Annotated in this window: 10 protein-coding genes; 3 read left to right on the plus strand and 7 right to left on the minus strand. The window is 71.3% G+C overall.

Annotation, left to right across the window (positions count from 1 at the left end; translation table 11 throughout):
* The first annotated feature begins 363 nt into the window (after positions 1-363).
* The gene (locus tag K7G59_RS02365; protein ID WP_225830084.1) at positions 364-1,125 is read left to right on the plus strand and encodes a response regulator transcription factor; all 762 of its coding nucleotides are present in this window, start codon (positions 364-366) and stop codon (positions 1,123-1,125) included.
* Complete coding sequence (locus K7G59_RS02370) at positions 1,122-2,588, plus strand: HAMP domain-containing sensor histidine kinase (protein ID WP_225830085.1); 1,467 nt, start codon at positions 1,122-1,124, stop codon at positions 2,586-2,588. The genes K7G59_RS02365 and K7G59_RS02370 overlap by 4 nt, the downstream gene beginning before the upstream one ends.
* Positions 2,589-3,049: 461 nt before the next feature.
* Here K7G59_RS02370 and K7G59_RS02380 read toward each other — a convergent pair whose 3' ends face one another.
* On the minus strand, positions 3,050-3,964 hold the full coding sequence (locus tag K7G59_RS02380) for a LysR substrate-binding domain-containing protein (protein WP_225830254.1): 915 nt from the start codon (positions 3,962-3,964) through the stop codon (positions 3,050-3,052).
* Positions 3,965-4,110: 146 nt separating this feature from the next.
* Here K7G59_RS02380 and K7G59_RS02385 point away from each other — a divergent pair, with 146 nt between their 5' ends.
* Positions 4,111-5,217: a YeiH family protein gene (locus K7G59_RS02385; protein WP_225830086.1), complete on the plus strand. Its 1,107-nt coding sequence runs from the start codon at positions 4,111-4,113 to the stop codon at positions 5,215-5,217.
* A 92-nt stretch (positions 5,218-5,309) separates the two neighbouring features.
* Here the strand turns inward: K7G59_RS02385 and K7G59_RS02390 are convergent, their stop codons facing one another.
* From K7G59_RS02390 to K7G59_RS02415, 6 genes are all read right to left on the minus strand, one after another.
* Positions 5,310-5,759, minus strand: coding sequence for a nuclear transport factor 2 family protein (locus tag K7G59_RS02390; RefSeq protein ID WP_225830087.1), 450 nt, complete (start codon positions 5,757-5,759; stop codon positions 5,310-5,312).
* Positions 5,760-5,932: 173 nt separating this feature from the next.
* Entirely contained in the window at positions 5,933-6,850 is a 918-nt protein-coding gene (locus K7G59_RS02395) for a hypothetical protein (RefSeq protein ID WP_225830088.1), read from the minus strand.
* Positions 6,847-9,144, minus strand: a complete 2,298-nt coding sequence (locus tag K7G59_RS02400; protein ID WP_225830089.1) for a hypothetical protein — start codon at positions 9,142-9,144, stop codon at positions 6,847-6,849. The genes K7G59_RS02395 and K7G59_RS02400 overlap by 4 nt, the downstream gene beginning before the upstream one ends.
* 23 nt (positions 9,145-9,167) lie before the next feature.
* Positions 9,168-11,414, minus strand: coding sequence for a hypothetical protein (locus K7G59_RS02405; RefSeq protein WP_225830090.1), 2,247 nt, complete (start codon positions 11,412-11,414; stop codon positions 9,168-9,170).
* An 11-nt stretch (positions 11,415-11,425) separates the two neighbouring features.
* A complete protein-coding gene (locus K7G59_RS02410; RefSeq protein ID WP_225830091.1) occupies positions 11,426-13,576 on the minus strand; it encodes a hypothetical protein in 2,151 nt (716 codons plus the stop codon).
* Positions 13,577-13,613: 37 nt separating this feature from the next.
* Complete coding sequence (locus tag K7G59_RS02415; protein WP_225830092.1) at positions 13,614-14,603, minus strand: hypothetical protein; 990 nt, start codon at positions 14,601-14,603, stop codon at positions 13,614-13,616.
* Between the last annotated feature and the right edge of the window lie 8 nt (positions 14,604-14,611).

Below are 14,611 nucleotides of genomic sequence, written 5' to 3' on the forward strand. Positions count from 1 at the left end.
CGGTGACACCGGCCTGCGACCGAAGCTACGGGAAGACGATCAAAGGGATTGCCAGAGCACATACAGCAGGAATGCCGGATTTCTCCGGCGAAGCGTCTTTCCTTCGCTCATCTCCAGATGATTCCGCCGCCGAGGATCTCCTTGCATGCGGCTGACGCTGGCTCGGTTTTGGGCTGCCACCTGGGGGAACTGGACACCGGTATCCGCCGCCTTGACTCTGGGCTTGCTCCACGCTGTCCATGCCCTGGATCTCGTCATCGCACCGCGCTGCCGCGGTTACTCCGGCCGTGGAAGATCACCGGCTCGGGGGAGGTTCCGGCGTTTGCCCCACGCCCCTCGGCGGAGGTCTGTGAGCCTTTCGGCATGCGTGTACTGCTGATCGAGGACGACGACCGGGTGGCCGGACCGTTGGCGGAGGGGCTGCGCCGTTTCGGATTCACCGTGGAGCACGCCAGAACGGGGGCCGACGGCCTGGCCGCGCCGGAGGCGGCCATGGTGCTGCTCGACCTCGGGCTGCCCGACATGGACGGCATCGACGTCTGCCGTGCGCTCCGATCCCGCTCGTCCGTACCGATCATCATGATCACTGCCAGAGATGACGAGGTCGACCGGGTGCTCGGCCTCGAACTGGGCGCGGACGACTACGTCTCCAAGCCGTTCGGCGTGCGGGAGCTGGTCGCCCGGATCCGTGCCGTCACCCGCCGCGCCCGCCCCGCAGTGCCGGACGCGCAAAGCAGGGAGCCGGACGCCTCGGACGCCCCGGGCCGACCGGCGACGGCCGACGTCCAGCGGATCGGCCCGCTGACCATCGACCGTCGCACCCGGCAGGTACATCTGCACCAGGCGCCCATCGCTCTCGCGCCCAAGGAGTTCGACCTGCTCGCCTGCCTCGCCGAAGACCCCGGAGCCGTGTGCTCCCGCCGGCAGATCCTCGACATCGCCTGGGAACCGAACTTCTTCGGCCCCACCAAGACCCTCGACGTGCACATCGCCGCGCTCCGCCGCAAACTCGGCGACTCTTCCTGGATCGAGAACATCCGCGGAATCGGCTTCCGCCTGGTGCCCCCGGCACCCTTCGACGCCACGTCCACCGCAGTGCCGGCGCGCGGCGGAGGGCCCCGGTGACACGTCGCCTGCTGCTCAGCCATCTGAGCCTCATGCTGCTCGTCCTGCTGACGCTCGAAGTGCCGTTCGCCATCTTCTACGGCCGCAGCGAGCTGTCCCGCTTCTCCCACGCGGCGCAGCAGGGGGCGATGACACTCGCCGAAGTCTGCGAGGACAAGATGGAGCACGGGCTGGCGGCCGACCTGCCCGGACTGGCCCGCGCGTACGGGCGGCGAACCGGCAGCCGCGTACTCGTCGCCGGGCACAGGGGCACCGTCCTCACCGACACCGCTGCCCGGTCCCTGGTCGGCACAGACCTGTCCGCCGAGCCGGACATCTCCACCGCACTCCGCGACGAGGCCGCCGTCGGCGCCCGCAGCGACCCGTCCACAGGCCGCGACGTCCTCTTCGTCACCGTGCCGGGTGGCTCCGGCACCACCGTCCCGTGCGTGGTGCGAACGGTGTACGCGCTGGGCCCGCTCAGGGCAAAGATCCACGCCACCTGGCTGGTCCTCGCCGTCGTCGGGCTCGGGGTGCTGGCCGCCGTCTCCCTCATCGGCTTCGCACTCGCCCGCTCGGTCACCCGTCCCGTGCAGGCCCTGGAACGCGCCACCGCACAACTCGCCGAGGGCCGGATCACCGACCCGCCGGCCACCGATCACGGGCCGCCGGAACTGCGTCGGCTCGCCGCGTCGTTCACGAGAACCGCGACCCGGCTCCAGCACCTGCTCCAGGCTCATCAGGCGTTCGCCTCCGAGGCGTCCCACCAGCTGAAGACTCCCCTGACCTCGCTACGCCTGCGCCTGGAGAATTTCGAGCCGCACCTCGCTCCCTGCGCACAGGACAGCCTCGACAAAGCGCTCGGGGAGCTGGAGCGGCTCGGCCGTATGGTGCAGGGACTGCTCGCGCTCGCCAGGCTGGAGAACTCCGCGATCAGGCCGGAGGCGGTCGATGTGAGCGCCGTCGTCGCCGATCGCGCGGCCGTCTGGGCGGCCTTCGCCGACGAACAACAGGTAGGCATCATCGTTTCCCGAGCCACCGCCGTCAGGGTGTGGGCGGTCCCGGGAGCACTGGAGCAGATCATCGACAACCTGCTCTCCAACGCGCTGCGCGTGTCCCCGCGGGGAACCGCCATCACGTTGGCGATCAGGACCGCCCCCGCGGAAGGCAGCCGCACACCCCCCGTGGTCGAGCTGCATGTGATCGACCAGGGACCCGGTATGACCGAGGCCGAACGGCACAGAGCCTTCGACCGGTTCTGGCGGGCCCCTGACGCCGACCACGACGGCACCGGCCTCGGTCTGCCGATGGTCCGGCAGCTCACCCGCGCCGGCGGCGGCGAGGTCACCCTGGAGGCAGCCGCCGGCGGTGGGCTCGACGCCGTCGTGCGCCTCCAACGCGCCGAGAGCCGCACCCCCCGGGAACGCCTGACCACCTCAGCGGACGTCGACGCTGCAGACCGCTCCCGTCGCTGCACCCCATAGCAGCGCGGCAGCAGGACGCAGCTCCCGCACGCGCGGTGACCTGGTGACCACGGCCGCGGGCCTCTGCGACGGCGGCCCGCCCTGCCCTGCCGCCGGCATCGAAGACGACTGTCCGGCTCATGACTTCCCGTCGGATCCGCAGGCCGGGCCCGAACGCCGACCGCTTCCCCCGGACGATGGGCAGGGCCCCGGTTACCAAGGAGGTACCGGCCACTGTGGGGCGGTGGCTGAGCCGCTGGATCCCGACACGTTCGACCCGGTCCGAGAAGCTCGATCGAGGGCGGCTCGCATGTGCCTCACGCCGTCTGCGCGACTGCAGGTGGCCCGGCGCCGGCCCTCGGCGTCTGCACGGCGTGGAGTACGGCCGGGTGCCTGGCGAGCGCAGGCGGACACCGGCCGGGGCACGCGGGCACGTTGCCGTGGCAGGCACGGCGAGGCGGGCATCGCCGTCCGGTCGGGCGCTACGCGCGGGTCGGCTGCTCTGCGCTGACCACCCGACGGGCCACCGTGACCAGTTCCGCCGCCGGACCCACCAGGCGCCGCCCCGTCGGCCAGACCGCGCGCAGATCGCGCGTGAGGTCGACGCCCGCGACGTCGACGCCGATCAGCCGCCCCTCTGCGATGTCTCCGCGGACGGCCAGCTCGCTCAGGACGGACGGCCCGGTGCCGGCGATCACCGCGCCGCGCACGGCGGCCGTCGAGCCGAGTTCCACCAGGGGCCGGACACGTTCGCAGCCGGCCAGGTACAGGGCCCGGTCCAGCGTCTGCCGCGTGCCGGATCCGCTCTCCCGCAGTACCAGCGGCGCACGGGACAGCTCCCGCGCCGACAGAGGCTCGCGTCGCTGCGCCCACGGGTGAGCGGGGTCGACCACGACGACGAGCCGGTCCTGGGCGACCTGCCGGGTGGACATCACGCGGGACAGGCGCGGCCCCTCGATGAACCCGATGTCGGCCTCGCCCGACTCGACCAGTTCGGGCACGTGCTCGCTGTTGGTCACCTGCAGCCCGATGTACAGCTCCGGCCGGCGAGCGCGCAGCTCGCTGATCCAGGCCGGCAGCAGGTACTCCGCGATGGTCAGGCTCGCCGCGACCCGCAGTTCGGCCTCCCGCCGGTCGCGCAGCCGGCCGGCCCCGGCGAGCAGCTCGTCCAGCTCGTCCAGGACCCGCCGGGCGTGCCCGGCGACGAGTTGCCCGGCCAGCGTCAGCCGGGAGCCGCGCCGGGTCCGGTCGACCAGCACCAGTCCCAGCCCGCGTTCCAGCGTGGACAGCCGGCGGCTGGCGGACGGCTGGGAGATCCGCAGCCGCTCGGCCGCCCGCCCCAGACTCCCCAGGTCGGCCACCAGGACGAGGAGCCTCAGCGATTCGAGATCGGGCATCCGCAGGGGGAGGCCGACGGTACGGGGATCCGGTACGGAGGACTCAGTCACAGCGCCAGCGTATGACCCACTCATACGCCCACGCTATGAGCTCGTGCTTGATCCGGGGCTACCGACGGAACCCGGGGCCGCCCAGAGTGGTGATCATGAAGGACGCCAGCCTCTCCCGGTCAGGGACCATCCGCCCGCGCCGCCTCTCCACCGCCCGAAGGCCCGGCGCCGCCCTCGCCGTCCGCCTCCCCGGGCTGGCCCTCGCCGTCGGTGTCGCCCTCCTGGCGACCGGTCTGGGCCGACTGGTCCCCGTCGTGGGCGGCCCGGTGAGCGCAATAGTGCTCGGGGTGCTGATGGCGGTCGCGGTGCGGCCCGGTGACCGGATGCGGCCGGGCATCACCTTCGCCGGGCGCGGAGTGCTCCAGGCCGCGGTGGTGGTACTGGGCGCGCAACTGTCGCTGGGCCAGGTGCTGCGGGTCGGTATCGGCTCGCTGCCGGTGATGATCGTGACCCTCGCGGTCTGCCTGGCAGCGGCGTACGGGATCGGACGCCGCCTGGGTGTCGTCCGCGACCTGCGCACCTTGATCGGTGTGGGCACCGGCATCTGTGGCGCCTCCGCGATCGCCGCCGTCACGCCGGTCATCGGCGCGGCCGAGGCGGAGGTGGCCTACGCCGTCTCCACGATCTTCGTCTTCAACGTCGCCGCGGTGCTCACCTTTCCCGCCCTCGGGCACCTGCTGGGCATGGGCCAGCACGCCTTCGGCCTGTTCGCGGGCACCGCGGTCAACGACATGTCGTCGGTGGTCGCCGCCGCCACCACCTACGGCGGCCCGGCCGCCGACTACGCGGTGGTGGTCAAGCTGGCCCGCACGCTGCTCATCATCCCGGTCTGCCTGGGTCTGGCCGCCCTCGCCCGCCGCGGCGCGCGGACGGCGGACGCACCGGCCGACGCCGGCCCGGCAGGTTCTGGGCAGGCCCTCCCCGGCCCGGTGCGCATCGGCCGACTGGTGCCGTGGTTCCTCGCCGGCTTCCTCGTCCTGGCGGCCGTGAACACGGCCGGCCTCGTCCCGCCCGGCGCCCATGGCCCGCTCGGCACCCTCGCCGTCTTCCTCATCACCGTCGCGCTGTCCGCGATCGGGCTGTCCACCGAACCCTCCAGGCTGCGCCGGACCGGCCCCGCACCCCTGTTGCTCGGGGGCTGTCTGTGGCTGGTGGTGTCCGCCACCAGCCTGGCCGTCCAGTTCCTGGCCCAGCACCTGTGACCGGCGCGCCCGCAAGGACGGGCCTGCCCGTGGAACACCAGCGCCACCGCGGGGCGAGCGGTGGGGGCAGCGGGACAGCACGTGGGACTGCCTCAGCCGACGCGGACCGACCCGAGGGTGCGGGCAACGGCGAGGGAATCCCAGTAGAACGGACGGAACTCTGAGATCCGGTCACCGCGAACGGTGATCAGCTGCATGACGGAGGTCTCCAGCTGTCGCCCGCTGTCGCGCGCGGTGAGCATGCCGTGGTTGAACACAACCGCGCTGTCCGCGTCGACGACAAAGCGTTGTTCCAGGAACTCGAGGGAGCTCCAGTAACGGCTCATCTCGGCCATGAAACGCTCGACACCGGCAGGACCCCGGTAGACACCCCCGTAAGGCAGGCTCTCTGCCTGGTACAGGACCACGTCCGGGGTCAGGCAGGCCGCCATCTCGTCGAATCGTGCGTGGCCCGGGCCCCCGGCCGCCAGGTAGGCGGCCTCGGCCGCGAAGAACCGCTCCAGGGTGGCCAGTACGCTCTCACGTTCACTCGTCGTGGTCATGCGGCCATCGTGGCGACTCGGACATCAGAAGACCGGCGACAATCGGACAGCGTGATCGACGCGGCCTGTCCCCGATGCGGCTACGGCCGCGTGCGGCTGCTCGAACGTCCACCGGTCAGGTTGATGCTCGTTGAGGACTGCACCAGCGCGATCGCCTCGTAGCGGACGGCGAGTCAGGGGCTGAACCCTATGGTGAGGTGCACGGTGGGTCCGTGCTGCACCGTCATCGTGAGCATGCCGTGGCGGTTCCGGTGCGTCATGGGGGTCCCCGCGGTCAGGACGGCGTAGTGGGTCAGGTCGAGCCCGTGCCGATCGGCGTGGTCCAGGAGTCGGGTACGGACCTCGGGATCCGTGCCCAGCCAGGTACGCGCCGGAGCCGACACACTCAGGGCCTCGCGGGCGAGGCTCACGTTCACGTTGCATCCGGGCAGTTCGTCGACGGCCGGTCTTCCGAGCAGGCCGCGGACCGCGCCGGCCAGCGTCTCCTGTCCGGGGTCCAGATCGCGGGGCACCAGTCGGCACAGGTCCGCGACCGTGAGGCGGCCCACCCGGTAATAGCGCTCGACCGCGCCGGTCGTCAGGTCGATGCCCACCAGACGGAGCCGGGCCTCGGGCAGCGGGAACGGCCGCGCGCCGGCGAGCCGGGCAACCTCACGCTCGACCGGAACGGCGACCGCTTTGGGAACCTCCGCGTAGAGCTTGAAACGGTCGCCGCGCGTGTCGTGACGACCCGCCAGCCACGTTCCCCAGACCACGGCGTGCCGGCGGTGCGCGTCCAGCAGGAGGGCGGACAGCGGCGCGGCCGGGGGTGGCAGCCCGATCTGCTCGAGTCGTTCGACACCCGCCGCCAGCCTGGACTCGGGAGGGCCGGCCGGGGAGACGAACTCCGTGGCGTAGCGGTCGGCGTGGGGTGAGGCTGTGGACACGCTCAGCTCCACCGGAAACCGCTCGGGGGTGAGCAGGCTGCGTCGCCACCGGTCGTCGCCGGGGGCCGACGTGAGTGGTTCCAGAAGTCTCGGCAGCCACTGGCGTGCCCCGGGGCCGAGCAGCGGCAGCGCCCGGAGGATCGCGGGCGGCAGCGGTTGCGTCATGGTTGTCGTACCAGGACGAGTGAGTCCGTCGTCGCCGTGTAGTCCGTGGCCGATACGGTGCCGTCGGCACGTACGAAAGTGAACCGGTGGGAGAATTCACGCTTTCGCGGGTCGGGCAGCGCGAACCAGGCGCGGCGGGTGGCGGTCTGCGCGGCGTCCAGTTCGATGCGCTGCTCGCGCTGGTATCCGGCGGCCGGGTCGGCGTAGCGCAGGTCCACGAACACCGTCCGGATGGCGGCCGGGTTCCAGTCCGGGACCAGGTCGATGTCGAGCTGCCCGGGGTAGGGGTCGTTGACCGCCAGACGCGTGGCCCCGGTGGTGACGGGGTCGCAGGTGATCAGGGAGCCGTCGGTCATGGTGTGGACGAGCTGATAGGTGTAGGTCAGATCGGCCGGGTCGGCCGTGCGGACCTTCCACTCCGAGGGTGGATCGGTGGGCCGCACGGTGCGGTTGTCGCGCAGTTCGGTGCCGTCGGGTTCCTTCCTGGTCAGCTCGACCCGGGTCTCCCGCACGAGCTGGGCGTCGATGTCGTGCGGCGCGATCTCCACCCGGAGGAAGCCCAGGAACCGGTGCGGATCGATGGACAGGGCGTACTGGTCGTCGGTGCCCTCCCGTACCACGGTGAGCTCTCGCCCCCGCCAGCCGGACTCCGCGGCGAAGTGGTACTCCAGCCGGTAGGCGTACGTGGTGTCCGCCGCGCTGTCCAGGAAGAAGGTGACGGGCTCGGGATGCGGGGCGGCCGCGTCGGCGAGGCGGTCGAAGGAGCGTACTCCGCCGGGGTCCTCGGCCCTGCCGTAGCGGATGGACACGGCGATGCTCGTCAGCCCGAGCGCGGAGAAGTCCACGTCGCCGACCAACTGCACCGTGAGAGTGCGGAAGAAGGGGTCGTCCAGGTCGACGTCGATGACGTGCGGTGGCCCGTTCAGGTCTGCGGCGAGCGTGCCGAGGAATCCCTGGGGCGCATAGGTGCGCTGCACGGCCTCGGCCCGGTCGTAGCCGAACGAGACCTCCTTGTCCTCGATCTGCAGGCCGTAGCGCAGCCGGAAGGTCACGAGCGTGGGGCTCACGCCGCCGGTCGCGGCGGGTGCTGCTCCGGCCGGATGCGACGGTGCCGGGGGCGGGGCCGCTGGGGCTGCATGCGGCGGCGCCGCCGGTGCCGGCGGGAGATGCGGGGTGAAGGTCACGGGGGGCGCCGGCGGGGAGGGGACGAGCGGTGGGCCGGCCGGCTGCGGGGCCGCGGGGACGGGCCCGGCGGGCTGCGCCGGCGCCCCTGGGGGGTGTACGGCGCCCGGGGCGCCCGGTGTCACCGGCGTGACCGGCCCCGCTCCCGGCGGGGCGAACGGTCCGGCTCCCGCGGGGGTCAGGGGCATCGTCCCGCCCGCGGCCGGGGACGGACCGAGGGCCGGCGCCGGTGCCCCGGCCGCCGGACCCGCCGGAGCGCCGGCCGGCACCGCGGTTGCCGGGCGGGGGGCGGGAGAGGGCAGGTCCCGTGGGCTGAGGGAGGGTTCGAACCACTGGGCGAGCAGGTGGTTCATGAAGGTGTCCAGGGCCCATTGGATCTTCTGTTCGTTGTCGGCGTCGGTGGTGAACTCCTTGATGTCGATGTGGATGACACCGCTCTGGCGGAGCCTTTGGAACGCGGCTTCCAGTCCCACGCGGGCCCAGTAGATCTGCGCGTCGATCCCGGCGGCCAGTTCGCTGTACACGCGGTGCAGGTTGGCGGTGATCGTCACGGACAGGGCGGGCCGCAGCGCGGTGAACCGTAGACGGTAGATGACGCCGACGGGGGTGCCGCCGGCGTGGAAGACCTGCTTCAGCAGGCTCGCGCCCTGCGCGCTGAGCCGCAGGCTGAACATCGCCGTGTTCTCGCCGTACAGCGAGGGCACGGCCGCGCCGAGGATCGTCTCGACGGCGCGGAACGCGCCCGGTGGGAGCGTGTTCACGGTCCCACCCGGGCCCTGCACGTCCAGGGCGACGCACTGGACGTCGCCCTCGTCGTACGGGACCGGGGACAGCCGTACCGTTCCCGGGGCGTGCTCGGACAGCCGGCTCCTCAACCGGGACTCCGCCTCCGAGTCCAGCGTCAGGGCGGTCTGGAACATCAGGAAGCCGCCCCCGACGGAATCGGCGTCGCCCGGCGTGCCGCGCCATGTGATGAGGGTGAAGACGGGCCCCTGGTCACCCTGGGCCAGGGTGACGGGGGCGGGGAGGTACCAGAACTGGTTGGGATCGGCGTGGTCGGGAAACACCTCCACGCCGTCGACGAGCCACGATGTGGTGCCCAGTTGCAGCATGGGAGAGCCCTCCAGTCGTACCGTCAGGCGCCGGGAACGTCGAGGACGGGCAGGTCGGCGTCGGTCCACGCCCCCAACCGGCTCAGTCCGCTGGTGTCGACGCGGGCCACCCGGTACCGGTAGCCGGGTGGGCCCGTCACATCGAACTCGTGGACGACCGGCGCCGAGTCGCGGGTGAAGGAGTAGGAGGCGGTAGCCGTCTCCGTGCCGGGTTCGGCGAACTCGACGCGCACCTCCTGGACACCGGCCTGCTCCGCGGCCTGTGTGTCGACGCGCACGACCACGGCCTGGTGAGCGGGCATGCCGGGGGCGACGGTCAGGGTGGGACGTCCGGTGGACGACTCCGGGACGGTGCCCATGTGGCCGTCGGTGTACAGCACGGTGACGCGATAGGTGACCCGGCGCAGGGCCGGGTCCCGCAGGCCGACGCTGAACAGCTGGGCCCCGGCCTTCTCGCTGGTGAACTCCATGGAGGCCTCCTGCCGCAGTTGGTGGGCGGGGTCCTCGTACAGCAGGTCGACGAGGAGCGCGCTCACGCTCGTCCAGGAGACCAGCGGGCGGACGGTCAGGGGGTACGTGTCGGGGAAGGGATCGCCTACCCTCACCTCGCCGTCGTCCGTCTGCGTCCACTCGCGCACCACGTCCGGCCGGCCGATGCCGTGGTAGGTGAGCCGGTAGGCGTAGGTGCCCGGCGCCGAGCCGACGATGAAGCGCGGCCACTGCCACAGCGGCTGATCGTGGACCAGGTCGAGGACGTACTGCCCCGACACCCCCGAGGCCGCGTCCTGATAGCGCAGTTCGACCGTGACGGCGCGCCAGTTCTCCCAGGGGACGCCTTCATCGCGGACGAGTACGGGGCGGAAGGCGAAGGTCTCGCCGGGGCGGATCTCGGCGATCTCCGTCTCGGTGGTGTCGTGGACCGTCAGCTGGTCCGGGAGGACCCAGCCGACAGGCTTGGCCAGGTGGTAGGTGATGTCCACGGTCACCGGTTCGACCATCCTGCCGCCCGCGACCTGGCTGGGCCAGTCGGCCTCGCCGCCGTTGTTCTGCGGATCGAGGAGGACGGTCTTGGTGTCGTCCCCGTAGCGCAGGTCGACGGCCACCGAGGTCAGGAATCCGGAACCGAAGTCGACGCGCGAGACCACCTTCACGCTACGGCGGCTGAACCAGGGGTCGTCGACCGACACCCGCCGGGTGAAGTCGCTCTGCGGGCGTCCGGAGGCGGCGATCAGCGCGGCGATGCCGCTCAGGTGTCCCTGCGGGTAGACGGTCCGGCGGACGGCGGTGCGCTCGCCCATGCGGACGTTCAGGCGTTTTTGCACCTCCTCGACGGACGAGCTCCTGCGGTAGGTGTAGGTGCCGGCGAGGGACAGGCCGCCGGTCATGGCCACTCGGCCGAACTCGGTGGCGAGCGCGGCGGCACGGTCCCAGCCGTCGGGGGCCGGCCGGGGTGCGAGTGCGGCCTCGAAGAAGGAGTCGGTGATCATGTCGTAGACCGCGGACACGGCCCGGTCATGGCTCGCGATCACCGACTTGCCGGCCTCGCCCTCGGGCACGAACAGGTCGTCCTGGACGTCGATGACCCGTTCGTCCTTGAGTCTGTCCAACTGCTCGGTGATCTGCGACGAGAGGAACACACCCGACACGCCGAAGGTCTTGTCGAGGCGTTCCTTCAGTTCGTCCCAGCGGATGTTCAGGGTCACCGTGTAGGCGGGCCGCAGTGCCAGAAAGTCCAGCGCGTACACGACGCCGATGGGTGCCACGGCCCCGTCCAGACAGCCCGCCAGCAGGGTCGCGCCGCGGGCGTCGAGCACGGCCGAGAAGGCAGCCTGGTTCGACCCGTACAGGCTGGGCTGCGCCTGGTGGATGATGCGCTCCACGAAGCGTGAGTCTCCCGGCGCTGCGCCGCTCTCGCTGTCGAGGAGAACCAGTTTGACGGAGCCGCTCTCCAGCGGCACGGGGACGGGCCGGCGTGGTCGGTCGGGCAGGTTCAGCTGCGACTGGATCTGCCCCGCGACCTCGTCGAGGGCGCTGTCGAGCCGGTCCGCGGGCGGCCCCAGGACCACGTCGAAGTTCAGCAGTCCCCCGGTGGTCTCGTCCTTGTCCCCGCGGAACTCCAGCAGCGAGAAGGCGGGCAGCGCCGCCCCGCCCTCGTCGCGGACGGCGATCGACGGCCCCATGGGGAGGTAGTACCACTGGAGCGGGTCGGCGTGGTCCGGGAAGAGGCTGAATCCGTTCACCGACAGGAACGGCGGTGCGAGCGAGAGCATGGCGGCGGCCCCTAGGCGACGCCGGGACGGCGCGGCAGCAGCACGTTGACGTCCGCGGTCGTGACCGGAGCCGTGGTGGCGCTGGTGCCGTCGGCGAAGTAGTAGGTGGCGGTCCAGGAGAAGTTCTTCGCGGCGGCGTCGGCCAGGGAGAAGACCACGGGGGGCGGGGCGCCGCCTTTGCGCACCAGGGCGCTCTTGACCTGCTCCTGCGCCGGGGCCTGGCCGTCACAGGTCAGCACGACCTTGACCAGGTCGACGGTGGCCCAGTCGACGAGGTCCGGCGAGACGATGACGCTGATCACCGAGCCGACCATGTCCCCTACCTCGACCGTCGCCTCGTCGGTCACGGTCTCGGGGATCTCCCGGACGCTGCCGTTCTTGTAGCGCACCAGGCCGCTGTACGTCAGCGTGCCGGAGTGGGCCTCGCGGACCTGGATCGTCCACTCCTTGTACGGCTCGGACACGTTCAGCAGTTTGCTGTCGGCCCAGCTGTAGCCGCTCTGGGGATCCTCGTAGCGGACGTCGACCAGGATGGAGTCGATCGTGGAGGCCAGGTCGCCGACGGCGACGACCCTGACCCGGCGCATGTCGTTGAACGGCGAGCTCAGGTAGATGCGCTTGCCGGTCGTCTCCTTCCAGTCGTCCTGGAAGGCCTCGCCCTTGGTCCGGTAGTCGACCCGGTACCGTACGGGCCGGTCGCGCTTCTCCGCGATGACATGGGTGAGGGTCTGCTCGGTGTTGTTCTGCTCGGTGAACACGACCTGGTCCGAGATCGCCGGCCCGTCGGCCGGTGTGTACTCGATGCTGACGGTGGCGGAGTCCACGCACTTGAAGTCGAGGTTGCCGGGCAGCACATGCAGTTCGAGTACTCCCAGGTCGTCCGCGTTGATGGTCAGGGGCCCGGTGTGCGGCGCGAGGGGTGCCTGGTAGACGGTCGACGTTCCCCTGTAGTTGACCGTGAAGGAGTGCTGGTACTCCCGGGAGTCGCCTTTGACGTAGGCGGCGAACGTCTCGGTCTGTTCGGGCTTGTCGAAGTGGTAGTCGTTTGTCTCCAGCTTGTCGCCCTGGTACTGCACGTGGACGTCCACGCTGTGCACCGGCCCATCGGCGCCGAAGTCGGCGTTCACCCGCACCGGGACGGAGAACGAGCGGAAGAACGGGTCGTCGAGGTCGATCTCGCGGTAGTGATCGGCCCACAGCACCGGCCGGCCCTGCTTGTCGGCCATGTTGGTGATGTTCGGCAGTGTGCCCTGCGGATTGAACGGCCACAGCACCGCGGTCTGCTCGTTGACGGTGATCGTGAAGTCGTCGATGCGCAGATTGCTGTACTCCCGGTGGATCGTCTCGTAGTCCTCCAGGACGGAACGGTCCCCGGTGTAGCCCTCGATCTGTTCCGTCATCCGCTTGGTGGCGAGGTCGAGCACGGTCCGCCGCACGCTCTCCTCGATCCGGGCCACCATCTGAGCGTCTGCGCCCGTGCCGGCGTCCACATGGGTGTCGATGACATCGGTGTTCGTCGCCACCTCGGCGATCGTGTTGGAGAAGGTGTCGGCGCCCCAGCCGGCGTCGTCGGAGGCGTTCTGCACGAAGGAGCGGAACTTGGTCGACGAGAAGTGGCCGTATCCCGTGACGGAGGGAAGCTTCACCCAGCCGTTCATGCCGTAGGCCACCTGGACGATGCCGCCCTTGCCCTGGAGTGCCTCGGCGAACAGGGTGGCGCCGAAGTCCGGCAGTTCGACGGTGAACGGGGTGACATTGTCCCCGTACAGGGAGGGCCCGACCGGGTTCCACACCTTGCTGACGAGGGTTCCGCCGACGTCGGACAGGTTGAGGTGGGCCGTGCCGTTCGCCCAGGTGATGGTCCCGAGGCCGACCCGGTCGGCGAGGCCCTGACCGACCTGGGCGCGCAGCTGGTCGAGAATGACGGCGCGGGTGGGGTCGTCCAGCGCGAACTGGGTGTCGAAGGTCGCGAACCCGCCCCCGGTCTGGCCCGACGGCTGGACCTTCGGCTGCCGGTACTTGAGGTACATGAAGACGGGGTTTCCCTGGGCGTCGCAGCGGAAGGTCGGCTGTTGCGGCACCGCGTAGAAGAGCGCGGGGTCGGCGTGGTCGCCGTAGACCTGTACGCCGGCGATCATCTGGGCCTTGTCGATCTGGAGCATGGTGGCCTTCCTGGGCCCGGACCGGCCGGCGCTCCGGCTAGATCCGGACGTGGGGGGTGGTGAAACGGACGGTGTGCTTCGGGACGGTCCCGCCGCTGCCGCCGGTCTCGGACACGTCGACGACGAGTTCGCCGTCGAGGTCGTCCCGCCCGCTGGCCACGCGCCAGGACACGGACCACGCGGGCGCGGTCAGGGTGAAGCTGCGGTGGTCGGGCAGGCCGTCGCCCGCCGGCTGGTACCAGGCCTCGACCGCGACGGTGGTGCCCTCGTCCCTGCCGGGCGCCTCGCAGGTGACGGTGACGACGCCCAGGGTGTGATCGTCCACGGTCCAGCCGGAGGTGTCGGGGGTGCCTGTGCGCTCGTAGGAGCTGCCGTCGTCCCCGTGGACGGTGAGCCGCAAGCTCTGCCCGGCCGGCAGCCGGGCCGGGGCGGTGTCCGCAGCGGTGACCGTCACCGTCCAGGCCGTCCCCGCCTCGTCGGTGCCGGACAGATCCAGCCGGCGGACGGGCAACTCGCCCACGGGGGCCGTGAGCCGGAGCGGCAGCACCGCCTCGGGCGGGGTCGGTACGGACTCGGGGGGCTCTGCCTGAGCGGAGAGCGCGAAGGTGTGGCGTTCCGCCGAGGGCGCGGCGCTCAGGGCCTGGCCGACGTCCAGTTCACGGCGGACCCGCTCGGTCTCCAGCGTGGCGTCGAAGCGGACGAAGAGCTTGCCGGGAGAGCCGGAGAGGGCCTCCTGCACCAGGGGAACCTGTGCCGGCTCCACGCGTGCGGTCAGCAGCGCCGTGTACGGTGGCGCGCCCGACGACGCGGACTGGGCCAGTTCGGTCTCCTCTCCGCCGTCGGCCCGCGCGGTCAACGTGACGCCGTGGACCTTCACGCCGCCGATCGCGACGACCAGGTCGCCCTGCGCGACCTCCAACTCCTCGGCGGCCTGTGCCAGCAGGGCGGCCGTCTCCTCGTGGTCCGGCCACCAGTGCGCACTGATCTGCACGGACGCGGAAGCACCCGCCACCACCAGGCTGGCCATGGGAACGC

It is taken from the genome of Streptomyces sp. NK08204 (genome assembly GCF_020400585.1).
Taxonomy (GTDB): Bacteria; Actinomycetota; Actinomycetes; order Streptomycetales; family Streptomycetaceae; genus Streptomyces.